General features: G+C 36.6%; 27 protein-coding genes and 1 other RNA gene. 19 read left to right on the top strand and 9 right to left on the bottom strand.

Translation table 11 applies throughout. The features are described from left to right. Positions 1 to 1,389, top strand: coding sequence for a transaldolase (locus LV704_RS16740; RefSeq protein ID WP_163422618.1), 1,389 nt, complete (start codon positions 1 to 3; stop codon positions 1,387 to 1,389). Between the two features lie 58 nt (positions 1,390 to 1,447). Here LV704_RS16740 and fsa read toward each other — a convergent pair whose 3' ends face one another. From fsa to ffs, 4 genes are all read right to left on the bottom strand, one after another. Then, on the bottom strand, positions 1,448 to 2,104 hold the full coding sequence (fsa, locus tag LV704_RS16735; RefSeq protein WP_109662770.1) for a fructose-6-phosphate aldolase: 657 nt from the start codon (positions 2,102 to 2,104) through the stop codon (positions 1,448 to 1,450). Positions 2,105 to 2,215: 111 nt separating this feature from the next. After that, positions 2,216 to 2,632 (bottom strand): hypothetical protein, encoded by a 417-nt coding sequence (locus tag LV704_RS16730; protein WP_163422619.1) that lies wholly within the window; start codon positions 2,630 to 2,632, stop codon positions 2,216 to 2,218. 33 nt (positions 2,633 to 2,665) lie between these two features. Then, a complete protein-coding gene (locus LV704_RS16725; RefSeq protein WP_163422620.1) occupies positions 2,666 to 3,475 on the bottom strand; it encodes an SDR family oxidoreductase in 810 nt (269 codons plus the stop codon). A gap of 59 nt (positions 3,476 to 3,534) precedes the next feature. Further along, positions 3,535 to 3,633: signal recognition particle sRNA small type (ffs, locus tag LV704_RS16720), an RNA gene on the bottom strand. 75 nt (positions 3,634 to 3,708) lie between these two features. Between ffs and LV704_RS16715 the strand changes: the two genes are divergently transcribed. The 9 genes from LV704_RS16715 (at position 3,709) to LV704_RS16675 (ending at position 11,864) form a co-directional block, all read left to right on the top strand. Further along, positions 3,709 to 4,779 (top strand): glutaminyl-peptide cyclotransferase, encoded by a 1,071-nt coding sequence (locus tag LV704_RS16715; protein ID WP_233782072.1) that lies wholly within the window; start codon positions 3,709 to 3,711, stop codon positions 4,777 to 4,779. Then, positions 4,779 to 5,174 carry a thioesterase family protein gene (locus LV704_RS16710; RefSeq protein ID WP_163422621.1) on the top strand — a complete coding sequence of 132 codons (396 nt, stop codon included), beginning with the start codon at positions 4,779 to 4,781 and terminating at the stop codon, positions 5,172 to 5,174. Before LV704_RS16715 ends, LV704_RS16710 begins: the two co-directional genes overlap by 1 nt. 23 nt (positions 5,175 to 5,197) lie before the next feature. After that, entirely contained in the window at positions 5,198 to 6,727 is a 1,530-nt protein-coding gene (locus LV704_RS16705) for a hypothetical protein (RefSeq protein ID WP_233782071.1), read from the top strand. A gap of 129 nt (positions 6,728 to 6,856) precedes the next feature. Beyond that, positions 6,857 to 7,591 (top strand): LytTR family DNA-binding domain-containing protein, encoded by a 735-nt coding sequence (locus LV704_RS16700; RefSeq protein WP_163422622.1) that lies wholly within the window; start codon positions 6,857 to 6,859, stop codon positions 7,589 to 7,591. 139 nt (positions 7,592 to 7,730) lie between these two features. Further along, positions 7,731 to 7,889 carry a hypothetical protein gene (locus LV704_RS16695; RefSeq protein WP_163422623.1) on the top strand — a complete coding sequence of 53 codons (159 nt, stop codon included), beginning with the start codon at positions 7,731 to 7,733 and terminating at the stop codon, positions 7,887 to 7,889. A gap of 65 nt (positions 7,890 to 7,954) precedes the next feature. Beyond that, a complete protein-coding gene (locus LV704_RS16690) occupies positions 7,955 to 8,134 on the top strand; it encodes a hypothetical protein (RefSeq protein WP_163422624.1) in 180 nt (59 codons plus the stop codon). Between the two features lie 106 nt (positions 8,135 to 8,240). After that, complete coding sequence (locus tag LV704_RS16685; RefSeq protein WP_163422625.1) at positions 8,241 to 10,337, top strand: ATP-binding protein; 2,097 nt, start codon at positions 8,241 to 8,243, stop codon at positions 10,335 to 10,337. A gap of 25 nt (positions 10,338 to 10,362) precedes the next feature. Beyond that, on the top strand, positions 10,363 to 11,031 hold the full coding sequence (locus tag LV704_RS16680) for a response regulator transcription factor (protein WP_163422626.1): 669 nt from the start codon (positions 10,363 to 10,365) through the stop codon (positions 11,029 to 11,031). Between the two features lie 176 nt (positions 11,032 to 11,207). Next, complete coding sequence (locus tag LV704_RS16675; RefSeq protein ID WP_163422627.1) at positions 11,208 to 11,864, top strand: hypothetical protein; 657 nt, start codon at positions 11,208 to 11,210, stop codon at positions 11,862 to 11,864. A gap of 45 nt (positions 11,865 to 11,909) precedes the next feature. Here LV704_RS16675 and glyA read toward each other — a convergent pair whose 3' ends face one another. Next, a complete protein-coding gene (gene glyA, locus LV704_RS16670; RefSeq protein ID WP_163422628.1) occupies positions 11,910 to 13,184 on the bottom strand; it encodes a serine hydroxymethyltransferase in 1,275 nt (424 codons plus the stop codon). 250 nt (positions 13,185 to 13,434) lie between these two features. On the opposite strand from glyA, the gene LV704_RS16665 reads away from it, so the two are divergent. Then, positions 13,435 to 14,640 carry a hypothetical protein gene (locus LV704_RS16665; protein ID WP_163422629.1) on the top strand — a complete coding sequence of 402 codons (1,206 nt, stop codon included), beginning with the start codon at positions 13,435 to 13,437 and terminating at the stop codon, positions 14,638 to 14,640. A gap of 90 nt (positions 14,641 to 14,730) precedes the next feature. Here the strand turns inward: LV704_RS16665 and ytxJ are convergent, their stop codons facing one another. Further along, entirely contained in the window at positions 14,731 to 15,120 is a 390-nt protein-coding gene (gene ytxJ / locus LV704_RS16660) for a bacillithiol system redox-active protein YtxJ (RefSeq protein WP_163422630.1), read from the bottom strand. A gap of 147 nt (positions 15,121 to 15,267) precedes the next feature. Between ytxJ and clpB the strand changes: the two genes are divergently transcribed. Continuing rightward, a complete protein-coding gene (gene clpB, locus LV704_RS16655) occupies positions 15,268 to 17,868 on the top strand; it encodes an ATP-dependent chaperone ClpB (protein WP_163422631.1) in 2,601 nt (866 codons plus the stop codon). 121 nt (positions 17,869 to 17,989) lie between these two features. Then, a complete protein-coding gene (locus LV704_RS16650; protein ID WP_163422632.1) occupies positions 17,990 to 18,586 on the top strand; it encodes a TetR/AcrR family transcriptional regulator in 597 nt (198 codons plus the stop codon). A gap of 9 nt (positions 18,587 to 18,595) precedes the next feature. Here LV704_RS16650 and LV704_RS16645 read toward each other — a convergent pair whose 3' ends face one another. Next, positions 18,596 to 20,083, bottom strand: coding sequence for a PorP/SprF family type IX secretion system membrane protein (locus LV704_RS16645; protein WP_163422633.1), 1,488 nt, complete (start codon positions 20,081 to 20,083; stop codon positions 18,596 to 18,598). 74 nt (positions 20,084 to 20,157) lie between these two features. Between LV704_RS16645 and LV704_RS16640 the strand changes: the two genes are divergently transcribed. Continuing rightward, the gene (locus tag LV704_RS16640) at positions 20,158 to 20,691 is read left to right on the top strand and encodes a phosphoglycerate mutase family protein (protein WP_163422634.1); all 534 of its coding nucleotides are present in this window, start codon (positions 20,158 to 20,160) and stop codon (positions 20,689 to 20,691) included. Here the strand turns inward: LV704_RS16640 and LV704_RS16635 are convergent. Next, positions 20,688 to 21,431, bottom strand: a complete 744-nt coding sequence (locus LV704_RS16635; protein WP_163422635.1) for a DUF6503 family protein — start codon at positions 21,429 to 21,431, stop codon at positions 20,688 to 20,690. The two genes, LV704_RS16640 and LV704_RS16635, sit on opposite strands and share 4 nt — an antisense overlap. 81 nt (positions 21,432 to 21,512) lie before the next feature. On the opposite strand from LV704_RS16635, the gene smpB reads away from it, so the two are divergent. Continuing rightward, positions 21,513 to 21,974: an SsrA-binding protein SmpB gene (gene smpB / locus LV704_RS16630; protein WP_163422636.1), complete on the top strand. Its 462-nt coding sequence runs from the start codon at positions 21,513 to 21,515 to the stop codon at positions 21,972 to 21,974. Positions 21,975 to 21,976: 2 nt separating this feature from the next. Here smpB and LV704_RS16625 read toward each other — a convergent pair whose 3' ends face one another. Continuing rightward, positions 21,977 to 22,618: a protein-L-isoaspartate(D-aspartate) O-methyltransferase gene (locus LV704_RS16625; protein ID WP_163422637.1), complete on the bottom strand. Its 642-nt coding sequence runs from the start codon at positions 22,616 to 22,618 to the stop codon at positions 21,977 to 21,979. 115 nt (positions 22,619 to 22,733) lie between these two features. On the opposite strand from LV704_RS16625, the gene LV704_RS16620 reads away from it, so the two are divergent. The 4 genes from LV704_RS16620 to LV704_RS16605 are packed head-to-tail and all read left to right on the top strand — an operon-like array spanning position 22,734 to position 26,513. Beyond that, a complete protein-coding gene (locus tag LV704_RS16620; protein ID WP_163422638.1) occupies positions 22,734 to 23,699 on the top strand; it encodes a Gfo/Idh/MocA family protein in 966 nt (321 codons plus the stop codon). A 4-nt stretch (positions 23,700 to 23,703) separates the two neighbouring features. Next, a complete protein-coding gene (locus tag LV704_RS16615; RefSeq protein WP_163422639.1) occupies positions 23,704 to 24,591 on the top strand; it encodes a 3-hydroxyacyl-CoA dehydrogenase family protein in 888 nt (295 codons plus the stop codon). A gap of 6 nt (positions 24,592 to 24,597) precedes the next feature. Further along, positions 24,598 to 25,833, top strand: coding sequence for a DUF1015 domain-containing protein (locus LV704_RS16610; RefSeq protein WP_163422640.1), 1,236 nt, complete (start codon positions 24,598 to 24,600; stop codon positions 25,831 to 25,833). 20 nt (positions 25,834 to 25,853) lie between these two features. Then, on the top strand, positions 25,854 to 26,513 hold the full coding sequence (locus LV704_RS16605) for a YggS family pyridoxal phosphate-dependent enzyme (RefSeq protein WP_163422641.1): 660 nt from the start codon (positions 25,854 to 25,856) through the stop codon (positions 26,511 to 26,513). The last annotated feature ends 8 nt before the right edge of the window (positions 26,514 to 26,521 follow it).

Genomic DNA, 26,521 nt, shown 5'->3' with positions numbered 1-26,521 from the left:
ATGATAAGATTTTTACTCTGCCTCTCTCTTCTTTCTACTTTGGCGTGTTCTGAAAAATCAGATGGGTGTCCTTCTGTTTTTTTTGGAGGGGAAATTGTTAACCCCACTAGCGACTATGTTGTTCTTTATAGAAATGATAGTTACATAGACTCTGTCAAATTGGATGAAGGCAATCGTTTTGCTTTTAATCTTCAAGGGATTGAAGAGGGTCTTTATCATTTTGACCACAGTCCAGAACTACAATACTTATACCTTCAGGAAGGCGATAGTATTCTTGTTAGACTGAATACAATGGAATTTGATGAGTCTCTTGTTTTTTCCGGTCAAGGAAGTGAAATCAACAATTTTTTGATTGAAACGTTCCTTGCATATGAAAATGAAGAATCTTTAATACACAGCTACTACAAACTTGACCCTAAGGTTTTCAATAAAAGAATTGATTCTTTGAGGCTTTTGAAGATAAAACACCTAGAAGAACTGATTCAGGACAGTCAATTAACAGACAGAGCATTATCCATTGCCAAAGCTTCAATTGATTACAACAGTTACATCCATAAAGAGAAATATCCCTTCTACCACAAAAAGAAAACTGGTGAAGAAACCATCCATGATTTAGAAGATGGCTTTTATGACTATAGAAAAACCTTAGATTTAAATAGTAGGGATTTAACCTATTTTAGACCCTACTTTGATTTTATGAAGTACCACTTTGGCAACTTGTCTTATATGGCATGTATGAAAGACTGTGGAACAGAAAACAAAGCAGCGGTCAACAATCATTTACATTTTAACAAGCATAAGCTCAGTCTTGTTGACAGTTTGGTTAAAGAAACGGAGCTCAGGGATATTCTGTTTAGAAATATCGCCATGGATTATCTGTTAAAAGAACGTAACTCCACAAACATGGAATGTCAGGTTTTTATTGATAAGTTTCGTTCGCTATCCTCCAATGAAGAGCATAAAGAAGAAATTGCTCATGTATATCAAGGAATTCAAAACCTACAGCCAAACAATAACCTCCCTGATTTAATCATTACTGATGCAAACAATAATAAGGTTTCTTTAAAAGAAGTCAGTAAAGGCAAAAAAACTGTTTTCTATTTTTGGACAGCCTCCCACAAAAGACGCTTTAAAAATGTGACCAACCATGTCTCTAGATTAAAGGTCAAGTATCCTGATTACAATTTTGTAGGTATTAATTTAAGAACAAGTTACCTACAGTGGCTAACCATGGTTGAAGAATATCATCTAGATAAAAGCAGCCAATTTCATGGAGAAAACTTCAAAGAAATACAAACTACCATGATTATAGATGGTTTAAACAAATGCGTTATAGCCAAGGATACCCTAATTGTTGATGCATTTGCAAATCTGTATACTTCCTTCTAAACAAAAAAGCTCCAAAAACATCTGTTTTTAGAGCTCTTTATATTCAATTTCTTTTTTTTTATCCGTTCCCTTTGCGATAGTCCGCTAGGAACTTTTCTAAACCTATATCGGTAAGTGGATGTTTTAAAAGACCTTCTATAGAAGATAAAGGCCCTGTCATAACATCTGAGCCAATTTTTGCACAATCAATTACGTGCATCGTGTGGCGGATGGATGCTGCTAGGATTTGGGTTTCAAATCCGTAGTTATCATAGATAAGTCTTATTTCTGATATTAAGTTCAGGCCATCCGTAGAGATATCGTCCAAACGCCCCAAGAAAGGAGATACATAAGTAGCACCCGCCTTAGCTGCCAACAATGCTTGCCCTGCTGAAAAAACTAAAGTACAGTTAGTTCTTATTCCTTTATCAGAAAAATATTTTAGTGCTTTTACTCCATCCTTGATCATTGGAACTTTAACTACAATTTGCTCGTGCAATTTGGCAAGCTCCTCCCCTTCTTTAACCATTCCATCAAAATCTGTAGAAACTACTTCTGCAGAAACATCACCATCAACAATGTTACAGATATCAACATAATGTTTTAGGATGCTTTCTTTTCCTGTTATTCCTTCTTTGGCCATCAACGATGGATTGGTTGTAACACCATCCAAAACTCCTAGTTGTTGTGCTTCGGAGATTTGGTCAAGATTGGCTGTATCAATAAAAAATTTCATTCTTAGTATGCTGTTTTTAAGTTGTATATAGAATCAACTACGAATTTACAACAATAAGAAGCCTTGACTTCAATTTTTGATTAAAAATAACTAACCAGCCATAAACAGAAACTATTCCAAGACCTGCAACGTAAAGTTCCTAATGGTAGACTCTGAACAAGTAGGGCTGCTATCAAAACCATCGAAGTCGTAGGACTCTACAAATAATTCTACCCTAAACCTATAAACACCAGCAACTTCTGGAGTACCATAAAACTCTATTGACCTTCTATTTTCATCATAAAAGATTCCAGGTGGGAGCTCTCCTAAAACATCAAAAAAATAGTCGTAGTCGTTATCGTTTACCTCGTTGCTTATTTCTGCAGTGATAAAGTCTTGATATCTCTCCCCTACTATACCAATAAGCAGTTGCTTATTATGTATTTCAGGTTCAATATTAAAAATGCACTCATAAATTTCATCACAGCCGTAGAAAAATGATGCTGTGATAACTAGAAAAATTCCGATGGTTCTTTTTGATTGTCTCATGTTTCTTCATTTATCAAAAAACATGCCATCACTTTAAAGCTTGTAGTGATTAAGGAGAAGTTTCTCGTACAATTTGTCCGGTAAAATTTTCTTTAAAAAAAGCGAAAGCCTTTGCGTAAACTCTCCTACAGGGTAATGAATTTTTGGGTTCCTTTTTTGAATTATGGCATAAACCTTCTCTGCAACTTGAATAGGGTCACCTGCTGAATCCACATGCTCGTTAATTAAATCCAATGTTTTTTGATAGGGCTTCTGGTAAGCAGAATCTTCCGTAACCGGCGCATGATATCTTCCGGCAGCAATATTGGTTGCAAAGTCTCCAGGCGCAAGATTAGATATGGAAATTCCAAAATCCTTTACCTCCATATTTAAAGCCTCTGTGAGTATCCCTAGAGCTCCTTTGGCTGCAGAATAATAGCCCCGGTAAGGTAAGCCCATATACCCTGCAATTGATGTTATATTAATAACTTTTCCTCCACCCTGTTTGCGCATTTGGGGTAAAACCGCTTTCATGACATGCACCGGGCCGTGAAAATTAATATCAAAAACATTTAAAATTTCTTCGTGTGGGGTTTCCTCAATAGGGCCAGTAATACCTACCCCGGCATTATTGACCAAAACATCCAACTTTCCTTCTTTAAAAATAATTTCTGATACCGTTTTTTGAATACTTTCAGGTAATCTTACATCCAATTGCAGGAGCTCAAAAGCGTCAAAATCCGGATATTTTTTTGGATTTCTTGTAGTACCGTAAACTTTAAAACCTTTGGAAGTTAAATAGGTTCCTATGGACTTGCCTATCCCAGAAGAACCTCCGGTTATTAAAACAACTTTTCTATCCATTTTCACGGTTTAAAATTGTAAAATAATGCTCCTAAAATCAAGTGAGTTTTGGGAACAAAAAAAGGCAAGCTACCTACATCGCACCGCTACGACCGTATACCCTTGCTGCGTTCCCGCCCTGGGGGATTCTACAGGAGCTGGTCGTGTAGGACTTGCCAAATACAAATATACGACCTTTTAAATTTGCTGCAATCATATTACATTCTTAATTTCGATGACCAAGCTTGTTCAATATGAAACACGTATTAAAAACTATGATAAAGCTATTTTCAATTTACGGATTCTTACTTTTTTTTATGGCTTGCGGTGGCGATAAAGACCCTGCCAAACTCTTTGATATTCAACTTGAAGGAAACAAAAATAAGTTTCAACAAAATCAAGAAGTAGGTATTGCGATCAAGAATAAGAAAGACATTGAAATATCTATCCCTGACTATTTTATTGATGGCAAACAACTGACCCAAGCAAATGGAAAAATAATTCTAGATATGCCCACTTTGGGCAATAAACTACTGGTTGCTAAATTTAAAATTGGAGAACAGACCATTGAAATTCAAAAAAAAATAAAGCTCTTGGCGGCAAAAGCTCCAGAAATCTACACCTATGAAATTGTCAACACCTACCCCCATGATCCAAACGCATACACACAAGGGCTAGAATTTAGCAATGGTGTACTTTTCGAAAGTACTGGAAAAAAAGGAGCTTCCACAGTGAGAAAAGTAAATTTTGAAACCGGGGAAATCATTCAAAAAGTAGATTTGGACAAAACGGTGTTTGGAGAGGGTATTACCCTGCTGAATGATAAACTTTACCAACTCACTTGGCAAAGTGGATTGGGATACGTTTACAATCCTTCAAACCTTGAGAAAATACAGAATTTCAGCTATGGGGAAAGTCGCGAAGGCTGGGGCCTTTGTAATGATGGAGAGCAGCTTTATAAAAGTGATGGGACAGAAAAAATTTGGCTTTTAAGTCCTACTACGCTTGAAGAACAAGGATACATAGAAACCGTAACCAACAAATCCATTTTTAATATGGCCAATGAGCTGGAATATGTAGATGGGAAAATTTATGCAAATGTTTACCAAAAAGAAAGCATGATGATCATTGATGCCACCTCAGGTGCCATTGAAGGTGTAATAAATTTTGGAGGGCTAAAAAACAAAGTGGATAAAGGTCCCCAATGGGATGAAGGCAATTCAGTTCTCAATGGTGTTGCCTACCATAAAGAAAAAGGCACCTTTTTTGTGACCGGCAAAAATTGGAACAAGCTTTTTGAGGTGAAAATCCATAAAAAAGGCTAATGCAGCATTACAAAGAAACGTTTAAGGTAGTGCAAGAAGATCTTGACGACCTTAACCATGTAAACAACATAAGGTATGTGGAATGGATTCAAGATATATCAAAAAAACACTGGTTGAGCGTTGTAGATGAAGCTACCCGAACTAAAATGGTCTGGGTAGTTAAAAACCATAATATCACCTATTCTAAATCAGCGAAGCTCAATGACCCAATTGTAGTGAACACGCATATAAAAAGTACAAGGGGACCATTATCCATACGAGTGGTGGAGATAAGAAACAATAAAACCGGGCAACTTTTAGTTAACGCTACTACAGAATGGTGCCTTTTAGATGCTAAATCATTTAGACCAAAACGGGTACCGGAATCAATTCAAAATTTATTCAATAAAGTGTGAATCGTTGGTATACAAAATTAATCGTGATAGTTTTAGGACTTGCCCTTGCAATTTCATGGAGCTCTTGCCGTAAAGATTTTGATTATGCCCCAAGTTCCGGTAATCTGGAATTTTCTAAAGACACTGTTTTTTTAGATACTGTTTTCACCAATATTGGAAGCAGCACATATACCCTAAAAGTGTACAACAGAAGTAATGACGACATTCTAATTCCATTTATTGGATTAGAAAGTGGGCAGAGCAGCGGTTATAGACTAAATGTTGATGGTTCTGCAGGAAAAGAATTCAATGATGTACCATTGTTAGCCAAGGACAGTCTCTTTATTTTTATTGAAACTACTTTTGATGTTTCCCAAACCCCAGAAAATGAGTTTTTGTATACCGATGATATCCTGTTTGGCAATGGTTCTGGCACTCAGGAAGTTCCTTTGGTTACTTTGGTAAAGGATGCCGTTTTTTTATATCCACGAGAATTGTCTGATGGTACAAAGGAGACGCTTGTGCTCGGTTTAGATGAAGAAGGAAATGAAATTAGAGTTGAAGGCTTTCTTCTAGAGCCAGATGAACTGCTCTTTACCAATGAAAAACCCTATGTGATTTATGGCTATGCCGCTGTGCCTGATGGTAGCATATTATCTATTGAAGCTGGAGCCCGTGTGCATTTTCATAAAAACTCTGGTGTTATAGTAAACACAGGAGCTTCCATACAAGTAAATGGGCTTTTAAGTGAGGATCAGGAGTTATTGGAAAACGAGGTCATTTTTGAAGGTGACCGATTGGAATCTACTTATGCCAACGAACCAGGACAATGGGGAACTATTTGGTTAAGGGAAGGAAGCATCAACAACAGCATTTCTTACCTCACTCTTAAAAATGCAACAGTAGGACTTCGAGTAGAAGGTGACAATGTATTGACCACTCCTACCCTAACAATGGTAAACTCACAGGTTTATAATAGTTTAGATAGTAACCTTTGGGCCACTAAGGCAAGCATAGTTGCAGCAAACACAGTACTGGGTGGTGCAGGTAACATTTCATTCCATGGAAATTCTGGCGGAAAGTACAGCTTTACCCATTGTACCCTGGCCAACTATTGGAACAATGGGTTCCGTTCCGGAGCAACCTTAGTGTTGGATAATTTTATGCAATCCGCTACGGGGGAAATTGTTACACGTGATTTGGAAAATGCCGATTTTATCAACTGTATAATTGATGGCACCCAGTCTATTGAAATTTCATTGCAACAAGATACCAACGCAGCTTTTAACTTTAGTTTTAAAAACTGCCTCGTACAGTTTAATGATTCAAACAATCAATTTGCAGATAATCCTTTGTTCGATTTTGAAGATGTTGATTTATACCAGAATATAATCTTTAACCAAGATGCAGATTTTACAGCACCTTTTGAAAATCAGTTTCAAATAGGAATGAATTCTGCTGCGTTGGATGCTGCCGACCTCAATATCATCCCTCTAATTCCAACAGACATTTTAGGGGTAGATAGAACCCAAAACCCTGATATTGGGGCTTACGAAAATGTTGTGAACAATTAGCTTTTAAGCGAAATTTCGCTGTTAATTAACAAAAAACCATCGATTTTACGGGAAACCCCTAGTTTTTTTAAGGGAAAACTGCAATGAGTTCTTTTCACACGTTAGTAACTTGCACCCAGTACTTTACAAATGGACTATACTTACGCAATAATAGATTCTAACGCTACTACAAAGCTGCAATTGCAACTTTATTTGCAAGAGTACGGTGATTTTACCTGCATGGGTACGGCCCAAGACCCAACTGATGGATTAAATACTATTTTAAAATTTACACCGGACTTGGTTTTTGTCAATCTAGTTGAAGATGGCATGGCTTACTTTCAAATGATAACGGAGCTAAACCAGTATATGGAGAAGCTTCCCATTATAATTGGTTTTTCAACAACAAAAAAGTACGCTTATAATGCCATTAAAAGTGGTTTTTTTGATTATTGGATTCTCCCCCACAACGAATTTGACGTTCGCAAGAGTGTAATGCGCTTACGTAAAATGCACCCTAAACAAAATATGCCCTCCACAATCTGTCTAAAAACCTATAATGATTATCACTATTTAGACACCAATGATATTTTGTACCTAAAGTCCGATAACAACGCTACGGACTTTTTTATGAGAGATGGTAATGTGGTAAGTGCTTTTAAAACGTTGAAGTCTTTTGAAGAAAAGCTTCCCGAAAGTTTTATTCGCATTCACCAAAGCTATATTTTAAATAGTCGATATGTCTCTCGTATTAATTACGGTAAATCTATTTGCACGCTTCGCAACGAGAACGAACAAGAGCTCCCTTTCTCCAAGACCTATAAAGGAAAGGTGGACACCTTAAAGGAAATGCTCTCCAAAGCATCTATAAAGGCCCTTAACTAGATTAATTCTCATAGTTCTTCTTAGAATTCTAATACAATTGCTACAAATACTAAAACATTTGTAACACCGAGCGGCTACACGTTTGTGCTAGATATCTTGCTGCCATGAACCTAAAGTTCTAACCTTAAAACCTAATATTATGAAAAAGACGCTAAGTATTTTGGCAATTGCAGTAATGACTTTTGGAATGTTTTCTTGTGAAGCAGAAACCGATGTTCAGGAAACGGAAAACCTAATGGCAGAATTAGAAGATCAGGATTCGACCGACTCTGGATCATCTCAAGCTGACGATAGATAGTAAAACAAATTGACCAATTCATTAAAACTCATACATAACCAGTGAAAAAAGTTATTTTTTCCGCAATGATCATAAGTTTATTGTCATGTGTTAAAAATTCTGAACCTGAAGATTCTTCTTATTTAGTTAATGAGGTTTCGGATGTAAATGAATTGACGATTAAGCAAATCGGTATAAAAGAATTTGCTTTAAAAAACAACCGTATAGGATTGACATCTGCAATGAATGATGATAGAGAACTATAGTTCTTGATAAATGTGAAACATAGCCCTAAATCATCTTGATTTAGGGCTTTTTTGTTACCTTGTAGTAAAAGAAAACAAATAATTGCTGACTTTTTATCGCATTAAATTGAAAAACAAATATTTAATACTATTATTCATTGTCTTGTCCAGTTGCGATAAACAATTATCTGTTAATAAATCCGATACTACCTCTAAAGCGGCCACAGTTGAAGAATGGATTAATATAGCTAGTGACAGTGCGCATTTTCCGTTATCAAAAAGAAAACAATTCTTAAAAAAAGCTGAAAGTAAAATAAGTGAGTTTTCCAATGATACTTTGCGTTTGGAACAGCTATCCAAAATTTCTCTCATATATAAAAGATTACAGGATTCACTAGAGTTTAGAAAAATGAATCGAAGGGTTACGGAGTTATCAGAAAAAGATAAGCTATACATGACTCTCGGGGAATCCCATTGGGATTTGGCTTCTTTCTTCCGTTCCTATGGGGTTTTGGACAGTGCTTACTTCCATTACAAAAAAGCTCATAAGGGTTTTAATGAATTACCTGTGGACTCCACCTCTCGTTCATTAAGAGGAAGAATATTATATAGCATGGGGAGAATTCAAGATTATTTTAAGGATTACTTAGGAGCAGAAGTAAATCTTAGTGAAGCTTTACGAATTTTCGAAGATTTAGAAGATTATAAAAGGATTTATAATTGCAATAACATGTTAGGGGTTATTTCCAATGGCACAAATAATCAAGAGAAAGCTTTGGAATATTTTTATAAAGCAGAATCTTTTATCAAAAAATTCAAGCCAAATAATAAAATGATGTTTGTGCGAGAAAATAGAAACAATATTGCAAGTACGTTTTTGGAGAAAAAAGAATATAATAAAGCATTTGAAGAGTATCAAAAATTATTTGAGGACAAGGATTTTAGGAAGGATGATCCAAGGCTATACTCTCTGGCAACTATAAGTCAAGCCCATGCATTATTCAAAGGCCAAAGAGATTATGCCCAAGCAAGTACCCTTCTTTTAAATGCAATAAAGATAAATGACAGTATTGGTTTTTCTCTACAACAAGCAAGAGCCAAACAGTTATATGCGGAAATTTTAGCCGCACAAGGGGATACAATTATTGCCACACAATATGCCAAAGAATCACGTGAACTAGCAAAAGAAAGTTCTAATGATTACCGCAATCTGGAGGTTCTAAAGGTATTGACAAGTTTAGATAGCGAAAATGCAGTCGCTTATTCTAACGAATATTATGAGTTGAGCGAAAAAATAAAGGATGAGGAACGGGCCATCCGTGATAAGTTTGCCCGTATCCGTTTAGAAACAGATGAGGTCATCCAGCGCAATGAACTGCTCTCCCGCCAAAAACAGATATGGATCGGGGTTGTTTTGGGGCTTATACTTCTTGGCATTGCCCTTTTTACCATTATCTGGCAACGTATAAGCAACAACAGACTAAAGTTTCAACAAAAACAACAAGAGAGCAATCAAGAAATCTACAATCTTATGCTTTCGCAACAGGGTAAGTTTGAGGAAGGTAAGCAATTGGAGCAAAAACGCGTTTCGGAAGAGCTACATGACGGAATTCTTGGTCAAATGCTGGGCATTAGATTGATTCTTAGCGGATTAAATGACAAGGACGATGAAGCATCGGTGGAACAAAGAGCCAGTCTTATTGAAAAACTCAGAGAATTGGAAGAAGAAATAAGAACGATTTCGCACGAACTTAGTGATGCTTCTTATCAAAAATTTTATAACTTTATTGTATCACTGGATGACCTTATAAACACCATAAGTGAATCTTCAGGGATTTCATGTTCTTTTACTTATGACGAAAATGTGGATTGGGATGATTTGGAAGGTGATATAAAAATCAATGCCTACAGGATTGTCCAGGAAGCACTTCAAAACTGTGTTAAACATGCAAAGTGTGAAAATGCTCAAATAGATTTCAGAACAGAAGATAACCTGTTGATATTGAGTATTAAAGATGATGGTGTTGGTTTTGACATGAACAAAGGAAAACGCGGTATTGGTTTGCGAAACGTGGTTTCAAGAGTTAAAAAAGTAAAAGGAACTTTAGATATTGACAGTAAAAAAGGTAAGGGAACAACCGTTACAGTTTCATTGCCCAGTAATTACATAAGATTGGATACTCTAAATGCTGCCGTAGAGCATAAAGAAGTTATGAATGTCTAATTTTGAATTTTTAAATTAACCCGGTATGAAAACACTTCGAATATTAGCGATAGATGATCATGAGATGACCATGCTTGGGTATAAATTTATCCTTGAGCGGATTGTGTTTGAAGGCCATAGTATTATTGTAGATACGGCCAACACCTATGAAATGGGCAGAAAACTCATTGAAGAATCTGCCAATTCTTTTAAGTACGACATTTTATTTTTAGATGTACAACTGTTCCCTCCTAATGAGGACCAGCCTCATACAGGGGAAGATTTAGGAGTTCTGGCACGTAGGTTGGTACCAGAAACCAAGATTGCGTTCATGTCCTCTTTTAGTGATAACTATAGAATAAACAGTATCCTTAAAACCGTTGATCCAGACGGTTATTTGGTAAAAACAGATATAGATCCAAAAACACTGGAAGATGCTGTTAAGACCATTACATTAAATCCTCCATATTATTCGTCCAAAGCTCTTTCTGCCATTAGGAAGAAAATGACCAATGATATTAGTTTGGATGAAAAGGACAAAAAGATACTATACCATCTTTCCATAGGTACCAAAAACAAAGATTTGGAACATTTTATTAGATTGTCTCCCTCTTCTATTGAGAATAGAAAGCGTCATTTAAAATCACTTTTTGGCACTGAAAATGAGAATGACCTTGCCCTGATCCTAGCAGCTAAAAATAGAGGTTTCATATAATTCCTATTGCATCCGAAGAGTTTATTTTTGGTAAGATTTTAGCCACTTTTTAGCTTTTTTTCCTCAAAAAAGTCTCAAATAGGAGAAAACCCCCAGAATTTTTAAGGTTTTCCTTCAATCCAAAAAAAAAGATTCGTTTTAACTTTGGGTAAGAACAACTATGCAATCCATTGAGTATGCCATTCCAAAAAAAAGTCAAACCTAATTTCCCTCTTGATGGCCTAAAAGCTTTTGTTTCCGCTGATGGGCTAGATGATTTTATTAAAATCTTGGAAAAGGATTTTTATGCAGAGGTAAAAGTGCAGTGCCGTTATGATACCGGTAAAGGCAAGACCGATTTAATTCTAGACCTATATTGTAATTTTGGTCTCACGGAAAGTCTTCACCATTTTAACAAAGGAAATTGGGGCGGTTTTACATGTGATGCAGAAGGAGAAAAGCGCATATCTTCATTTGATGCAGCTTTTCAAAAGTTGAGTAAGGATAACAACAATACCATTGATATTGCAGAGCTTTCATTACACTTTAGAGACACCTCTATTGTAGTTTCTAGAATAAGCGACTATAGTATTCCAGAACAATTGGCTGCTATAATATTCAAAACAAGTGCACATTTTGTTTATCTCACCAAGGGATTAACAGAAATGCCGTATGAGATTTTTGTCCCTGTTTTTGAAGATCATACACGAAGTGTTTTGGCTGTGGAAAAAAGCAAAAAAGGCTATTTTGATTACTGGGGTCTTTACTTTGATAATGACTCACAACATGACGTAATCGTATATAACCTTAAAACAAAACAGCTTTGTAAGGAAGATTTTTTCCTATTGGATTAAACTATTTTTAAACCTTAGGCTTAACCTAAGTACATCCCGCAGTTTCTAAGCGTTAAATAAAGGTCTTGACTTCATTAAGTCATTGACCTTTTTTCTTATTTGTGCAAGATGTTCCTCATTCTCAGGATCCATTATTACATCATCTATAAAGCTTACTATGGTTTCCATGTCTGCTTCTTTTAGACCGCGTGTTGTAATTGCAGGAGTTCCAAATCTAATTCCAGACGTAATAAATGGAGATTGATCATCAAAAGGAACCATATTTTTGTTGGCCGTAATCGCAGCAAGCTCCAAAGCCTTTTCCGCGTCCTTCCCTGTAATGTTCTTGTTTCTAAGGTCAATCAGCATCATATGGTTGTCCGTTCCATCAGAGATGACCTTATAACCTCTTTTTACAAATGCTTTTGCCATGGCATCTGCATTCTTCTTTACCTGCAACATATAATGTAAGAAATCATCTGAAAGTGCTTCACCAAAAGCAATTGCCTTGGCAGCTATAATATGCTCTAACGGCCCACCTTGATTTCCTGGAAAAACAGCCAAGTCCAATAAACCGGACATTTTACGCAGATTTCCATTTTTAAGACGAATCCCAAAAGGGTTTTCAAAATTCTCGCCCATCAAAATTAAACCTCCCCTTGGTCCTCTTAACGTTTTATGAGTAGTTGTGGTAACAATATGACAATGGGGAATAGGATCGTTCATAATACCTTTAGCAATCAAACCAGCTGGGTGCGAGATATCTGCAAGCAGTATAGCATTTACACTATCCGCAATCTCTCTAAATCGCTTAAAATCCATATCTCTGGAATACGCTGATGCTCCCGCAATGATCAACTTTGGTTGCTCTTTGGTCGCAATCTCTTGAATCTTATCGTAATTCAAAGTTCCCGTTTCTTTGTCCACTCCATAAAATACAGGATTGTATAATCTACCCGAGAAGTTTACAGGGGAACCATGGGTTAAATGACCTCCATGAGACAAATCAAAACCTAGAATAGTATCTCCTGGCTTTAAACAGGCATGGTATACCGCTGCATTTGCTTGAGAACCTGAATGCGGCTGGACATTGGCATATACCGCCCCAAAAAGCTCCTTGGCACGATCAATGGCCAGCTGCTCAACTTCATCAACCACCTCACAACCTCCGTAATAGCGTTTTCCAGGGTAGCCCTCAGCATATTTATTGGTTAAAACCGAGCCTGCGGCTTCCATAACTTGTGGACTGGTGAAGTTCTCCGAAGCTATAAGTTCTATTCCTTCAATTTGTCTTTCCTTTTCACTTTCTATAAGCTCAAAAATCTGGTGGTCTCTTTGCATTTGCATTTAAAATTAAGAAGTGCTAAAATTACGAATAGAAAAGCTAATTAAATCGATAAAAATTGTTGTAGAAATGGATTTTATCAAACGGCAATTAACAATTTATAGGCCTCACCAAAATCCTATAAAAAAATGCTGTTCTGTGCATTTCATCGATATTATACTACCCTTTGCCCTTTTTCGTTATTAAACAGTAGGTTTTTGGCACGGCTGTTGAAAACTACAACCAAACCGATAAAATCAGAAAGCCATGAAAAAAATATTACTCATTAGTACAATGGTCTTACTTGTTGCCTGTGGGGGTGTCAAGAAAACCCAAGAAGCTTTAAATAGTGGCAACTATGTTACCGCTATGAATAAAGCGATTAAAAACTTGTCTGAAAACAAGACAAAAAAGGGCAACCAAGCTTATATTCTAATGCTTGAAGACGCTTTTGAAAAGAATGCGCAACGAGAGGAAGAGGAAATCGTTTTTCTACAACGAGATGGAAATCCAGCCAATCTGGAAGCTATTTATAACAAATATTTGAAGTTAAAAGGGCTTCAACAACGCATTAGACCCCTTCTACCATTATTTATTAAAGATGAGGGAAGAAATGCGTCTTTTGGATTTGCCAATTATGACTCAAATATTCTTGCAACCAAAAATGAGTTATCAAACTATTTGTACAACAATGCATCTGGTTTGTTGACATCTGCTCGTGAAAAGGTAGATTACAGGTCTGCATATAACGAATTGAAGTATCTGCAAGATATTAATCCTGGATATAAAGAGACCGTTGCCAAAATGGATCAGGCCTATACTAAAGGATTGGAATACGTTAAAGTGGAGATTGGAAATGAAACAGAACAAATCATTCCAGAGCGTTTGGAAGATGAGTTGTTGGATTTCAATGCCTTTGGTATTAACGATTTTTGGACCGAGTACCATGCAAACCCATTGTCTAACATTAAATACGATTATGCTTTGAATGTAAACTTTAGGGAAATAAACATCTCACCAGAACGTGTGAACGAAAAGCAAATTGTAAAAGAAAGACAGATTAAGGACGGTTATGAGTTCTTATTAGATGAGCAAGGGAATGCCGTAAAAGATAGTTTGGGCAACCAAATTAAGGTGGACAAGTTCAGAACTGTTAGATGTAACTTTTATGAGTTTACGCAATTTAAGGCTGCTCAAATTGGAGCAAAAGTAAGTCTTACGGATTTATCCAATGGACAGGAAATTAACTCTTATCCCCTATCCAGTGAGTTTGTTTTTGAACATGTGTACGCAAATTATAAAGGAGACAAAAGAGCTTTGGATATAGATTTGATTCCTTTATTGGATATAAGGTCAGTGCCATTTCCGAGCAATGAACAAATGGTATATGACGCTGGTGAAGATTTAAAGGCAAGGCTGAAATCAATCCTTACCCAAAATCAGTTTATTGCCAGGAATCAATATAACGATTAATTTTAGGTTGAAGCGAGCGGAGTTGGGCAACACTGGATAAATTCATTCCATAAAGTTCTCGGCTGCGCTCGAACCAACTATATTCTTTCCTTAAACATGTTGGGCTAAATCAGTATCCGCAATGGCTCCATGTGAAGTATGGTATGTTACTTCCCCGTTTTTAATAATCAAAAGCTGAGGAGATTGATGCATGACCTGAAACTTATATTGCACCTCATTAGAGACATCCCTATGAGCATGTAGGTCCAAAAAATAAATATCATTTTCGTCTCCAAGAGAATAAGATCCTGTAAACATATTTAATACCATTCGGCTAATGCCACAAGTGGTAGAATGTTTAAAGATGAGTTGCGTTCGTGTTTTGGATTTTTCAGCAATTTCATCTAATTGCTCAATCGATACCAAAGGAATCCAAGGAATTTGTTTTTCCTCTTTTACCGAATCACCTTTCTTTCCAAATACACTATTAAATATTCCCATGTCACAAATTTAATAGTTCTGTCGAGTAAGAACAAAAAGCTTACAAAGCTGACGAAATGTCCTTTATTTTCAGGCTTTTAGCGACATTTTGACTGTATCTTCCCAATGGTAAGGTTCTTGAAATGTTAGAAAGAAAAACATTTGAAAATGAATTTCAACAATTATACTATAAAATCACAAGAAGCCATACAGCAAGCACAACAGCTTGCCCAAGGGCATGGACATCAACAAATAGAAAACGAACATCTATTTAAGGCCATCTCCGAAGTAGATGAGAATGTATTGCCATTTATTCTAAAAAAATTAAATGTTAACACAGCATTGCTTAACCAAATCCTTGAAAAGGAATTAGAAAGTTTCTCTAAGGTATCTGGAGGAGAAATAATGCTTTCAAGAGAAGCAGGTAAATCTTTGAATGAAGCCAGTATCATTGCAAAAAAACAAGGTGATGAATTTGTATCCATTGAACATTTGCTGCCTGCAATCTTTAAGTCAAAAAGTAAAATAGCCCAGATTCTAAAAGACCAAGGGGTTACGGAAAAAGACTTGACCGCTGCCATTCAAGAATTGAGAAAAGGCGGAAAGGTAACTTCGCAAAGCGCTGAAGACACCTACAACTCGCTAGATAAGTATGCAAAAAATCTAAATCAGCTTGCCGACAGTGGAAAGCTTGATCCAGTAATTGGTAGGGATGAGGAAATTAGAAGGGTTTTGCAGATTCTATCAAGAAGAACAAAGAACAACCCTATGCTTGTTGGTGAACCAGGTGTTGGTAAAACAGCTATTGCCGAAGGATTAGCCCATAGAATAGTCCAAGGAGACATACCGGAAAACCTTAAGAACAAAACCCTTTATTCTTTGGATATGGGAGCACTCATTGCTGGAGCTAAATATAAAGGTGAATTTGAAGAGCGTTTAAAATCCGTAATCAAAGAAGTAACTTCTTCAGATGGGGATATTGTACTTTTCATAGATGAGATTCATACCCTTGTGGGCGCAGGTGGCGGCCAAGGTGCTATGGATGCTGCCAATATTCTAAAACCCGCATTGGCAAGGGGTGAGCTTAGAGCTATTGGCGCAACTACTTTGGATGAATACCAAAAATACTTTGAAAAGGATAAGGCCTTAGAACGTAGGTTTCAAAAAGTGGTTATCGATGAACCTGATACCGAAAGTGCCATTTCTATTCTCCGAGGAATAAAGGAAAAGTATGAGGCACACCATAAAGTTCGTATTAAAGATGAAGCCGTAATTTCTGCTGTAGAACTCTCTCAACGTTATATCACAAATCGTTTTCTACCAGATAAAGCTATTGACCTTATGGACGAAGCTGCATCTAAACTGCGGATGGAAATCAATTCCAAACCGGAAGAATTGGATGTACTGGACAGGAAAATTATGCAGTTGGAAATTGAGATTGAAGCGATAAAGCGTGAGAATGACAAGGCAAAACTGCAAAGTTTAAACCTTGAGCTTGCCAATCTCAAAGAAGAGCGAAACGAGATTTTTGCCAAATGGGAAAGCGAGAAGACTGTTGTAGATAACATACAGAAAACCAAACAGAATATTGAAAACTTTAAACTGGAGGCAGAGCGCGCCGAGCGTAATGGAGATTATGGCAAAGTAGCAGAACTACGCTATGGAAAAATAAAAGAATCCCAAGAAAAACTGGAACAATTACAAGATGAGTTGGCCAATCAGCAAAGTGCCGGAACACTTATCAAAGAAGAGGTGACCAATGAGGACATTGCAGAAGTAGTAGCCAAATGGACTGGTATTCCCGTGACCAAAATGTTGCAGAGCGAACGCGAAAAACTCTTACAGTTAGAAGATGTTTTACATAAACGTGTTGTGGGTCAAGAAGAAGCCATAATTGCTGTTTCCGATGCTATTAGAAGAAGCCGGGCGGGTTTACAAGATGCAAAAAAACCTATTGGTTCTTTCTTATTTTTAGGAAACACAGGGGTTGGAAAAACCGAGTTGGCAAAAACGCTGGCTGCCTATTTATTTGATGATGAGAACGCCATTACCCGTATAGACATGAGTGAGTATCAAGAGCGTCATTCCATAAGTAGATTGGTAGGCGCGCCTCCTGGGTACGTTGGCTATGATGAAGGAGGTCAACTGACAGAAGCCGTTAGAAGGAAACCATATTCTGTAGTGCTTTTAGATGAAATTGAAAAAGCACACCCAGATACATTCAACATTCTTTTACAAGTATTGGATGAAGGTAGATTGACGGATAATAAAGGTCGGGTTGCAGATTTCAAGAACTCCATTATTATCATGACCAGTAATATGGGTAGCCAAATAATCCAAGAAAAGTTTGAAGATGCTGTTGACGTGGAAAGCGCAGCTAGTGCCGCACGTGTTGAAGTAATGGGGTTGTTGCGAAAAACAATTCGTCCAGAGTTTTTAAACAGGATAGATGATATTATTATGTTTACTCCTTTGGATAAATCCAATATTAAGGATATTGTCAGATTGCAATTAGAACAATTGAAAAAAATGGTTTCCAAGCAACATATTAGCATGGATGCCACTGAAGAGGCAATTGATTATCTAGCGGAAAAAGGATATGACCCTCAATTTGGAGCTAGACCAGTAAAAAGACTCATCCAAAAAGAGGTTCTAAACAACTTGTCCAAAGAATTACTTGCAGGTAAGATAAAAGCAGATAGTATTGTTCTTCTTGATTCGTTTGACGAACAACTTGTCTTTAGAAATCAAAATGAATTGGTGAAATAATCTAATTTTCAACGTATTGATGCCCTTATTTTGTTAAAAGTAAGGGCATTTGCTTTTTAAAATACCATACAGTATATGTTTTTTATATATTAGCAACAGCCACGTATCAGCCAGAACCACTATGACCAAAAAAGCAGAACGTACCACAGCATATATTATAGAGACGGTTGCCCCAATTTTCAATAAATTTGGATACGTTGGCACTAGCATGAGTGACCTTACAGAAGCTACTGGCCTCACCAAAGGTGCTATTTATGGTAATTTTGAGAATAAGGAAGCACTGGCATTATCTGCTTTTGAATATAATCGCAATCACCTTTTGTCTGTTGTTGATGAAAAATTGAAGGTAGAAGGTAATTCACTTGACAAACTTTTTTCCTTAATACGTTTCTATAGACAATATGATGTTTTTACGCTACCTTTTGGCGGATGTCCAATTCTTAATGTGGGAGTAGATGCGCAAAACAACAACAACCAACTTTCCGCAGCTGTTAAGGAAACTATTAAAGAAATAGAGGGTAAAATAGCGCTGGTTTTAGAAAACGGTATAAAGCAAGGCGAAATCTATTTACCTGTTCCGCCGCTTCAATTTGCCAAACAATTATTTACCATGCTTCAAGGTGCAATAGCAATGTCTACCATGACAAGGGACAGAAAATATCTTGTCAACACAATTGCCTATTTAGAACAACTGGTACAAAAGGAAATAAAAAAATAGCCCCTACCATTACTTGCCCCTAACTCTGAAAATCCAAGTTTTGTCAGGGTATTTTCCAAAGAATTTGCTATCTCTAGCCTTGCGAGCCTCATTCATACTATTATAACGCTCCAAGTACACATAGTTGTATTTGTTTTGACTTCTGAAAAACGATTTTGGATCTAATCCTTTTTTCTTAAGGGTCAACATAAAGTTTTCAAAATATTTCTTTGTACCAAAAACATTGGCGATCAAATAAAACCCTGGTTCTAAACCTTCTGCGTTTGCTACTTCCTCATATTTTTCGTTTGGCCTTACCTGAACATTTTGTGCTTCTTGAAGTTCAGCAATGCTATCCCGTCTTTTTTGTTCTTCTTGCAATTTCAAGGCAACCAGTTGTGCTTTGGCTATAGAATCCTTTTCAAATTGTTGCTTAGCTAAAAGTTCCTGTTCTTTTTTGGTATCCGCTATTTGTTCTTTTTTTAGTCTTTCCTGTTCGGCGGCTGTTTTTTTCTCATGTTCCTTACGCTTTTGTTTCTCTTCTTCCACCTTAATTCGTTCCAAAGCTAATGCATCATCTTTTTCAACATCAAAGCCAATAACTTTTTTACGGTTATCTGTTTTTCCAAAATGATATGAAGCAATCAGTTCAAAAGTGGGATCCTCATCTCTTAAGAAAGTATCCGTGCCAAATTCCAACAATCCACCAATAGAAAATTGTTTTGCAAAAGTGGCTCCCAATCCCCCAGAAACTCCATAGAAACTATTGTAACCTCCCTGCACCCAGAATTTGGAAGTGGAAAATAATCCGTTAATTCCAAATTGTGTGTCTTCATTTGGTATTGATCTTACATAAACAATAGGTCTTACAAAGCTGCTGTCTTCACCAGAAAATATTGTAACAGGAAAGTCATTGCTTAGAGTGCCTGTAAATATTCTAAGGTCTTCCCCCCTTCCATTTTCAGAAAAATTAAAATCCAATGCGTTCTCTACGGCCAACCCTAAATTAAATTGGTTTACTTGTAATCGTACTCCTGGAGAAAAAAGAATCATAAATTGATTGGTATTCTCTAATTGCGGTAAATCTATATCTGGGTTTGGAACAAAACGATTATCTGCCAGTTTTTCTTGAAATCCAAAAAGATTAGCTCCAACCATCAGTTTAACATTATCCTGTAACAAGAAAGTATAAGCATAATTAACATTTGCTCCAGTATGTAGAAAGGTTCCCGTATTGTGTTGCAAAAAACCAACCCCCAATACTGATTTTTGATTAAGTTGATGGGTATAATTGGCAAATATGCTAGTTGGATCTCCATCTATTGTTTGCCATTGCCAACGTGTCCAAACTGAAAAAGAGTTTGGATTGTTCCAATCCGTTCCATAAGATGCATTTAATAAGTTTGCATTGAATTGGGTAAGGTTATGTTGTCTAAGGTCAGGAGGCAATGTCCTCTCTTGTGACCAAATAAATGTGGTTATAAAAAGCAATAGAAAACAAACCAAAGACTTAAGCATACAAGAAAACGAAAATTAAATGTTACATTTAAATATCATAAATATAAAGTAAGGGAACCTTTAGAAAAGTAATCATGAGAACAACCAAACTTATAATTGCAATTACAATTTTTATTGTTGGAAGTATCAGCTGCAATGACTCCAATAAAGATATGGAAAATACCAAAGAAGCAGTGGTTTCCACTTTCTATTTTATAAGACATGCAGAAAAAGACAGAACGGACCCTGAAAACAATGACCCAGAACTAAATCAAGATGGTTTGGGGAGGGCCATACATTGGGCCGAGGTTTTTGATCCCATTGATTTGGATGTGATATACTCTACCAATTATGAGCGTACCTCAATGACAGCGGCACCAACCTCTGTAAAGAAGGACATCGACGTTAAATATTATGACCCAAAATCTGTGGATATTGAAGCCTTTAAAGCTTCAAACGAAGGACTTAATGTATTGGTTGTAGGACACAGTAATTCAACCCCTACATTTGTAAATAACCTTCTTGAGATTGAAAAGTATGAGCATATGGACGACCATGATAACAGCAGCCTTTTCATTGTTAGAATCATTGATGGAGTAGCAACTGATATTCGCCTAAAAATGGACTAATTTTTGGTAACCTCTATTTCTAAAAGTTCTATCTTAGAGAGTAACTCTAATTCTCCTTTTTCAAATAAACTTCCTGTTTCAAGAACTGAAGTTTCTTTCTTTTTTGGCTTGTAATTATTATAGTCAACAAAACGAATACCATTTACATAGCGTTCATTATAAGCCTCACGAAAACGTTGACCCCCTCCGTTTACATGAAAATCATATGCTAAATAGTCCGGTTTAAATGTTTCCGTATGGTACCAATACACATACACATCATCAAAATCTTCACCTCCATTAGTTTGATCAAACGTGACTTTGACCTTGTAGTAATTTTTCCCTTTTATTTTTTCTTCCCCTAAAAGCTCTTTGTTAACGGCTTTTTCATTTAGTCCGTAAGGAAGTCTGGCAAAATAATGTACGGAGTTGACAGAATTGGCATATCTATTTGCAATGGAATCTGATATGTTTACAATGGTGTCATTCATATACCGTTTAAAATCAGTGTTCGTTTTAACATCGGTTATAACTACAGAATCCAAAAAAGAGATTCGCTTCAACACCATCTTTCCTTCCATACTTTCGGAAATATATTTTCTATCTCGAAACATAAATGACGTACCGTGATTGGTATAAAGGCTTCCTCCACTATCTTCTATGGATTTATCTACAATTTCTTGGGCGGTATAATTCGTTTTGGGCTTTTCTTTGCAGGCAACGGATAAAAGCAACAAGGCAACAACAAAAAATCTTTTCATTAGTTTGGTTTACATTGATAATCGTAAAATCTATTGTAACATTACAATTTTCTTGGAGAAGAGTTTCTATTTTTGTCAACAATGCAGAAAAATATTAATATAAAAAATAAACGGGCCAGGTTCGATTATGAAATTCTGGACACCTATACAGCTGGAATTGTTTTGGGCGGTACCGAAATAAAATCTATCCGTTTGGGCAAGGCTTCAGTATCCCAAAGTTTTTGCGAATTCAATGACAAGGGAGAACTTTTTGTTATAAATATGCAGGTTGACGAATATAGTCACGGTGGACACTACAATCATCTGCCCAAAGCAGAGCGGAAGTTGTTGCTTAACAAAAAAGAGCTGAAAAAATTACACAAAGAAGTTTCCACTTCTGGGCTTACTATAATTCCACTTAATCTTTTTATCAACGATAGAGGTTTGGCTAAAATAAATATTGGCCTGGCTAAGGGTAAAAAATTGTACGACAAGCGTGAAACCATGAAAGATAGGGACAACAAGCGTGATTTATCAAGAATAAAGAAAAGCTTTAACCAATAACATTAGTTTTTGTTTTCTAAAAGGGGCACAAACCGAAAAGAACCTAATTCTTGTTTTTCAAATTCTTTTTCAGACTTTCTTGTGAAGAGCGTCATAATTTGCTCTTCAACCCCAACAGGAATAACCAAACGACCCCCTACTTTCAACTGAGACATTAAAGGTTTTGGAACTTCTGGAGCCCCGGCAGTCACAATAATCCCATCAAAAGGAGCTTCCCCTGGCAATCCTTTGTATCCATCCCCAAAAATGACTTTCTTAGGCCGATAATTCATTTTACTGAAAAACAGTTTGGTTTTTTTAAAGAGTTCCTGCTGTCTTTCTATAGTATATACCTTAGCTCTTAAGTGAAGTAATACAGCAGTTTGATACCCACTACCTGTACCTATTTCCAAAATAGTGTCATTAGGTTTTATATTGAGTAGTTCTGTTTGAAAAGCCACCGTATATGGCTGTGAAATAGTTTGTTCCGCTCCAATGGGGAACGCTTTGTCTTGATAAGCATGATCCTCAAAACTACTATCCAAAAACAAGTGTCGCGGTACTGTTTTTATTGCATCTATGACTTTTGAATCCTGTATTCCTTTAGCTGACAATACTTTTGCCAACTTATTGCGCATACCCCTATGCTTTAAAGTATCTTTCATGTTTTTGGTCTGGTAAACGAATTTATAAAGTTCTCCACGATTTTTATAGCTAGTTGACTTCTTATTTTTATGGAAGAGTGATACCATATCCTTATTTTTGACAAAAACAGTACGTATGCTAAAAGTTGGTGTCCTTGGTGCAGGACATTTGGGTAAAATTCACCTCAGGCTCTTAAACGAATCCAACAACTATGAACTCGTAGGATTTTATGATCCAGATGAAATCAACGCGAAAAAAGTAGCAGATGAATTTGGGTATTCATATTTTGAAAACATCAATACTCTGATTGATGCAGTAGATGTGGTTGATATTGTCACTCCCACTCTTTCCCATTTTGATTGTGCCAAAAAGGCTATTGAAAAAGGGAGGCACATTTTCATTGAAAAACCCATTACCAACACTATTAAAGAAGCCGAGGAATTATTGGAATTAGCCAATGAACATAACATAAAAGGGCAAGTTGGGCATGTGGAACGGTTTAACCCCGCATTTTTGGCCGTAAAGGATAATATTGAGACTCCCATGTTCATTGAAACCCATAGGTTGGCAGAGTTTAACCCTAGAGGAACAGATGTTCCCGTGGTTTTAGATTTAATGATTCATGATATTGATGTAATCTTAAGTGTGGTAAATTCCGAAGTAAAACAGATCAATGCCAGCGGGGTTTCTGTAATTAGTAAATCTCCAGATATCGCAAATGCTAGAATCGAATTTGAAAACGGCTGCGTAGCTAACCTTACCTCAAGTAGAATATCGCTAAAAAACATGCGGAAATCCAGATTTTTCCAGCAAGATGCTTATATATCTGTAGATTTTTTGGAAAAGAAAGTCGAAGTTGTGAAAATGAAAGATGCACCTGAAAATCCTGGAGATTTTGACATGGTTCTACAAAATGCGGAAGGGGAAAAAAAACAAATCTATTTTGAAAATCCCGACATTGAAGCCAACAATGCCATTTTGGATGAGCTTGAAACCTTCGCAGATGCTATCAATAATAACACAGATCCAGTAGTAACTTTAGAACAAGGAACACAGGCCCTACGTGTAGCCCTTCAAATTATAGAATCATTTAAAAAATAACTTAATGAAGACTATAGCAGTAATCGGTGCGGGAACCATGGGTAATGGAATTGCTCATGTTTTTGCTCAAAATGGATTTCAAGTACATCTTATTGATATTGCACAAGCATCTTTGGAAAAAGGTTTGGCTACGATTTCTAAGAATTTAGATCGTATGCTGGCCAAAGCTTCCATATCAGAAAAAGATAAAGAGAATACACTGGGTAATATTTCAACATTTACCAATTTAAAAGAAGGTGTTTCGTCAACAGATTTGGTGATTGAGGCCGCCACAGAAAATCTAAATATCAAACTGAAGATTTTTAAGGATTTGGATGAGGTTTGCGATGCAAAAACCATTTTGGCCACAAATACTTCCTCCATATCCATAACCCAAATTGCTGCGGCCACAAATCGTCCAGAAAAAGTGATTGGCATGCATTTTATGAATCCTGTACCAATCATGAAGCTGGTAGAGATTATACGTGGCTACAGTACTTCGGATGAGGTGACAAAAACCATTATGGAGTTGTCGGCCAACTTGGGCAAAACCCCTACTGAGGTCAATGATTATCCAGGGTTTGTGGCCAATAGGATTCTTATGCCAATGATTAACGAGGCTATTGAAACACTATACAATGGTGTGGCAGGAGTTCAAGAAATTGATACCGTTATGAAATTAGGTATGGCGCACCCCATGGGACCATTACAATTAGCAGACTTTATTGGCTTAGATGTTTGTCTTTCTATCCTGAATGTCATGTATGATGGATTTAAGAATCCAAAATACGCTCCTTGTCCTCTTTTGGTGAATATGGTTATGGCAGGTAAATTGGGAATAAAATCTGGAGAAGGATTTTACGATTATTCAGAATCTAGAAAAGCAGAAAAAGTTTCAACGCAATTTAACTAAGCTGTAATGGCCCTTGTAAAACCATTTAAGGCCATTCGCCCAACAAAGGATAAGGCCTCTTTTGTGGCATCGCGATCCTATGAAGAATATTCTAAAGATGAGTTGAATTCTCAACTTGAGTACAATCCTTTCTCTTTCCTGCACATTATCAACCCAGGATTTAAGTACCACGAAAGTATTGAAGGCAAAGAACGGTTCAAGTTGGTTTATAATAGATATCTGGAGTTTTTGGAGGACAACATCTTTCAAAAAGATAAGGAAGCTTCTTTTTATCTCTACCAGATAACAAAAGGAAGCTTTAAGACCTTGGGGCTTTTTTGTGCTTGCAGTGTATTGGATTATCAGAACGACGTTATTAAAAAACACGAGGACACCATCCAACACAGAGAAAAGCTCTTTGCCAACTATTTAAACACTGTGGGGTTTAACGCAGAGCCTGTGCTAATGACCTATGCAGAAAACAAGTTAATAAGTACTTTGTTAAAAACCGAAACCGAGCAAGAGCCGCAATACAATTTTACCACTACGGATAAAATAAGCCACAGACTTTGGAAAATAACAGATCAGCAAGTCATTGAAAAACTAGAAACTGAGTTTAGTAAAATAGACGCCCTTTATATTGCTGATGGTCATCATAGAAGTGCTTCATCCAACCTCCTGGCCAAGAAGATGAAGGCTCAAAATAATGCTCATACAGGTAAGGAAGCCTATAACTTTTTCATGACCTATCTTATCCCAGAGTCTGAAATCAGGATTTATGAATTCAATAGGATGGTCAAAGATTTAAATGGTTATTCCAAAAATGAGTTCCTGATTAAATTGGATACCTATTTCAGGATTGAAAAAAAAGATGATGGACTCTACAAACCGACCCAAAAACATCATTTCAGCATGTATTTGGATGGTGAGTTTTACTCACTTTATTTACGAAAGAAAGTATACAAATTTACTGATGCCCTTAGCGAATTGGATACCCAAATATTGTTCAAAACCATTTTAGAGCCCATCTTGGGAATTCATGACCTTCGGAATGACAAACGTATTTCTTACGGCTACGGCAAGCACAATGTCATTAAAATGAAGGATAACATTGATAACGGAAAATTTGCCGTTGGATTTGGTTTGGTTCCCATCAACATGAATGAAATCAAGGCCATTGCAGATGCAGGGCTGGTGATGCCACCAAAAAGCACCTATATAGAGCCTAAATTAAGAAGCGGATTGGCTATTTATGAATTTTAAATAATTGAATACTAAATCGTATGTCAATAAAAGATAATCTTACAGCTATAAAGCAAAAACTTCCTAGAGAAGTAACACTGGTAGCAGTTTCCAAGACTAAACCCAACGAAGCTATTCTGGAAGCTTATGAAGCAGGGCAGCGTGTTTTTGGGGAAAATAAAATCCAAGAAATGTTACAAAAATGGGAAACATTGCCCAAGGACATTGAATGGCATATGATTGGTCATGTACAGCGTAACAAAGTGAAATACATGGGCGAATATGTTTCTTTAATACATGGAGTGGATAGCTTTAGGTTGCTTGCAGAAATTAACAAGCAAGCAAAAAAACATGATCGTGTAATCTCCTGCTTGCTACAAATGCATATTGCAGAAGAAGAGACCAAATTTGGATTGGATAATACAGAATTAAAAACTATTATCGATTCCGAGGAATTTGCAGCACTTGAAAACATAAAAATAGAAGGTCTAATGGGCATGGCCACCTTCACTAAAGACGAAAGACAGATTAGAAAAGAGTTTGCTTATTTAAAATCCATTTTTGATAGTTTAAAGCAAGAACTACCTCATATCTCTGTCCTTTCAATGGGTATGAGTGGAGATTATACCATTGCCATGGAAGAGGGTAGTACCATGGTGCGAATTGGAAGTAGTATCTTTGGAGCCCGTAACTATTCATAATTCATATT

The organism is Flagellimonas sp. CMM7, from assembly GCF_021390195.1.
Classification (GTDB): domain Bacteria; phylum Bacteroidota; class Bacteroidia; order Flavobacteriales; family Flavobacteriaceae; genus Flagellimonas.
The sequence above is the reverse complement of the archived record's forward strand: the minus strand, read 5'-3'. Positions and strand labels throughout refer to the sequence as shown.

What these genes read in the sequence shown, in the direction of transcription:
- LV704_RS16740 (WP_163422618.1), top strand. Translation starts at nt 1, where the DNA reads ATGATAAGATTTTTACTCTGCCTCTCTCTTCTTTCTACTTTGGCGTGT.
- fsa (WP_109662770.1), bottom strand. Translation starts at nt 2,104, where the DNA reads ATGAAATTTTTTATTGATACAGCCAATCTTGACCAAATCTCCGAAGCA.
- LV704_RS16730 (WP_163422619.1), bottom strand. Translation starts at nt 2,632, where the DNA reads ATGAGACAATCAAAAAGAACCATCGGAATTTTTCTAGTTATCACAGCA.
- LV704_RS16725 (WP_163422620.1), bottom strand. Translation starts at nt 3,475, where the DNA reads ATGGATAGAAAAGTTGTTTTAATAACCGGAGGTTCTTCTGGGATAGGC.
- LV704_RS16715 (WP_233782072.1), top strand. Translation starts at nt 3,709, where the DNA reads ATGAAACACGTATTAAAAACTATGATAAAGCTATTTTCAATTTACGGA.
- LV704_RS16710 (WP_163422621.1), top strand. Translation starts at nt 4,779, where the DNA reads ATGCAGCATTACAAAGAAACGTTTAAGGTAGTGCAAGAAGATCTTGAC.
- LV704_RS16700 (WP_163422622.1), top strand. Translation starts at nt 6,857, where the DNA reads ATGGACTATACTTACGCAATAATAGATTCTAACGCTACTACAAAGCTG.
- LV704_RS16695 (WP_163422623.1), top strand. Translation starts at nt 7,731, where the DNA reads ATGAAAAAGACGCTAAGTATTTTGGCAATTGCAGTAATGACTTTTGGA.
- LV704_RS16690 (WP_163422624.1), top strand. Translation starts at nt 7,955, where the DNA reads ATGATCATAAGTTTATTGTCATGTGTTAAAAATTCTGAACCTGAAGAT.
- LV704_RS16680 (WP_163422626.1), top strand. Translation starts at nt 10,363, where the DNA reads ATGAAAACACTTCGAATATTAGCGATAGATGATCATGAGATGACCATG.
- LV704_RS16675 (WP_163422627.1), top strand. Translation starts at nt 11,208, where the DNA reads ATGCCATTCCAAAAAAAAGTCAAACCTAATTTCCCTCTTGATGGCCTA.
- glyA (WP_163422628.1), bottom strand. Translation starts at nt 13,184, where the DNA reads ATGCAAAGAGACCACCAGATTTTTGAGCTTATAGAAAGTGAAAAGGAA.
- LV704_RS16665 (WP_163422629.1), top strand. Translation starts at nt 13,435, where the DNA reads ATGAAAAAAATATTACTCATTAGTACAATGGTCTTACTTGTTGCCTGT.
- ytxJ (WP_163422630.1), bottom strand. Translation starts at nt 15,120, where the DNA reads ATGGGAATATTTAATAGTGTATTTGGAAAGAAAGGTGATTCGGTAAAA.
- clpB (WP_163422631.1), top strand. Translation starts at nt 15,268, where the DNA reads ATGAATTTCAACAATTATACTATAAAATCACAAGAAGCCATACAGCAA.
- LV704_RS16650 (WP_163422632.1), top strand. Translation starts at nt 17,990, where the DNA reads ATGACCAAAAAAGCAGAACGTACCACAGCATATATTATAGAGACGGTT.
- LV704_RS16645 (WP_163422633.1), bottom strand. Translation starts at nt 20,083, where the DNA reads ATGCTTAAGTCTTTGGTTTGTTTTCTATTGCTTTTTATAACCACATTT.
- LV704_RS16640 (WP_163422634.1), top strand. Translation starts at nt 20,158, where the DNA reads ATGAGAACAACCAAACTTATAATTGCAATTACAATTTTTATTGTTGGA.
- LV704_RS16635 (WP_163422635.1), bottom strand. Translation starts at nt 21,431, where the DNA reads ATGAAAAGATTTTTTGTTGTTGCCTTGTTGCTTTTATCCGTTGCCTGC.
- smpB (WP_163422636.1), top strand. Translation starts at nt 21,513, where the DNA reads ATGCAGAAAAATATTAATATAAAAAATAAACGGGCCAGGTTCGATTAT.
- LV704_RS16625 (WP_163422637.1), bottom strand. Translation starts at nt 22,618, where the DNA reads ATGAAAGATACTTTAAAGCATAGGGGTATGCGCAATAAGTTGGCAAAA.
- LV704_RS16620 (WP_163422638.1), top strand. Translation starts at nt 22,734, where the DNA reads ATGCTAAAAGTTGGTGTCCTTGGTGCAGGACATTTGGGTAAAATTCAC.
- LV704_RS16615 (WP_163422639.1), top strand. Translation starts at nt 23,704, where the DNA reads ATGAAGACTATAGCAGTAATCGGTGCGGGAACCATGGGTAATGGAATT.
- LV704_RS16610 (WP_163422640.1), top strand. Translation starts at nt 24,598, where the DNA reads ATGGCCCTTGTAAAACCATTTAAGGCCATTCGCCCAACAAAGGATAAG.
- LV704_RS16605 (WP_163422641.1), top strand. Translation starts at nt 25,854, where the DNA reads ATGTCAATAAAAGATAATCTTACAGCTATAAAGCAAAAACTTCCTAGA.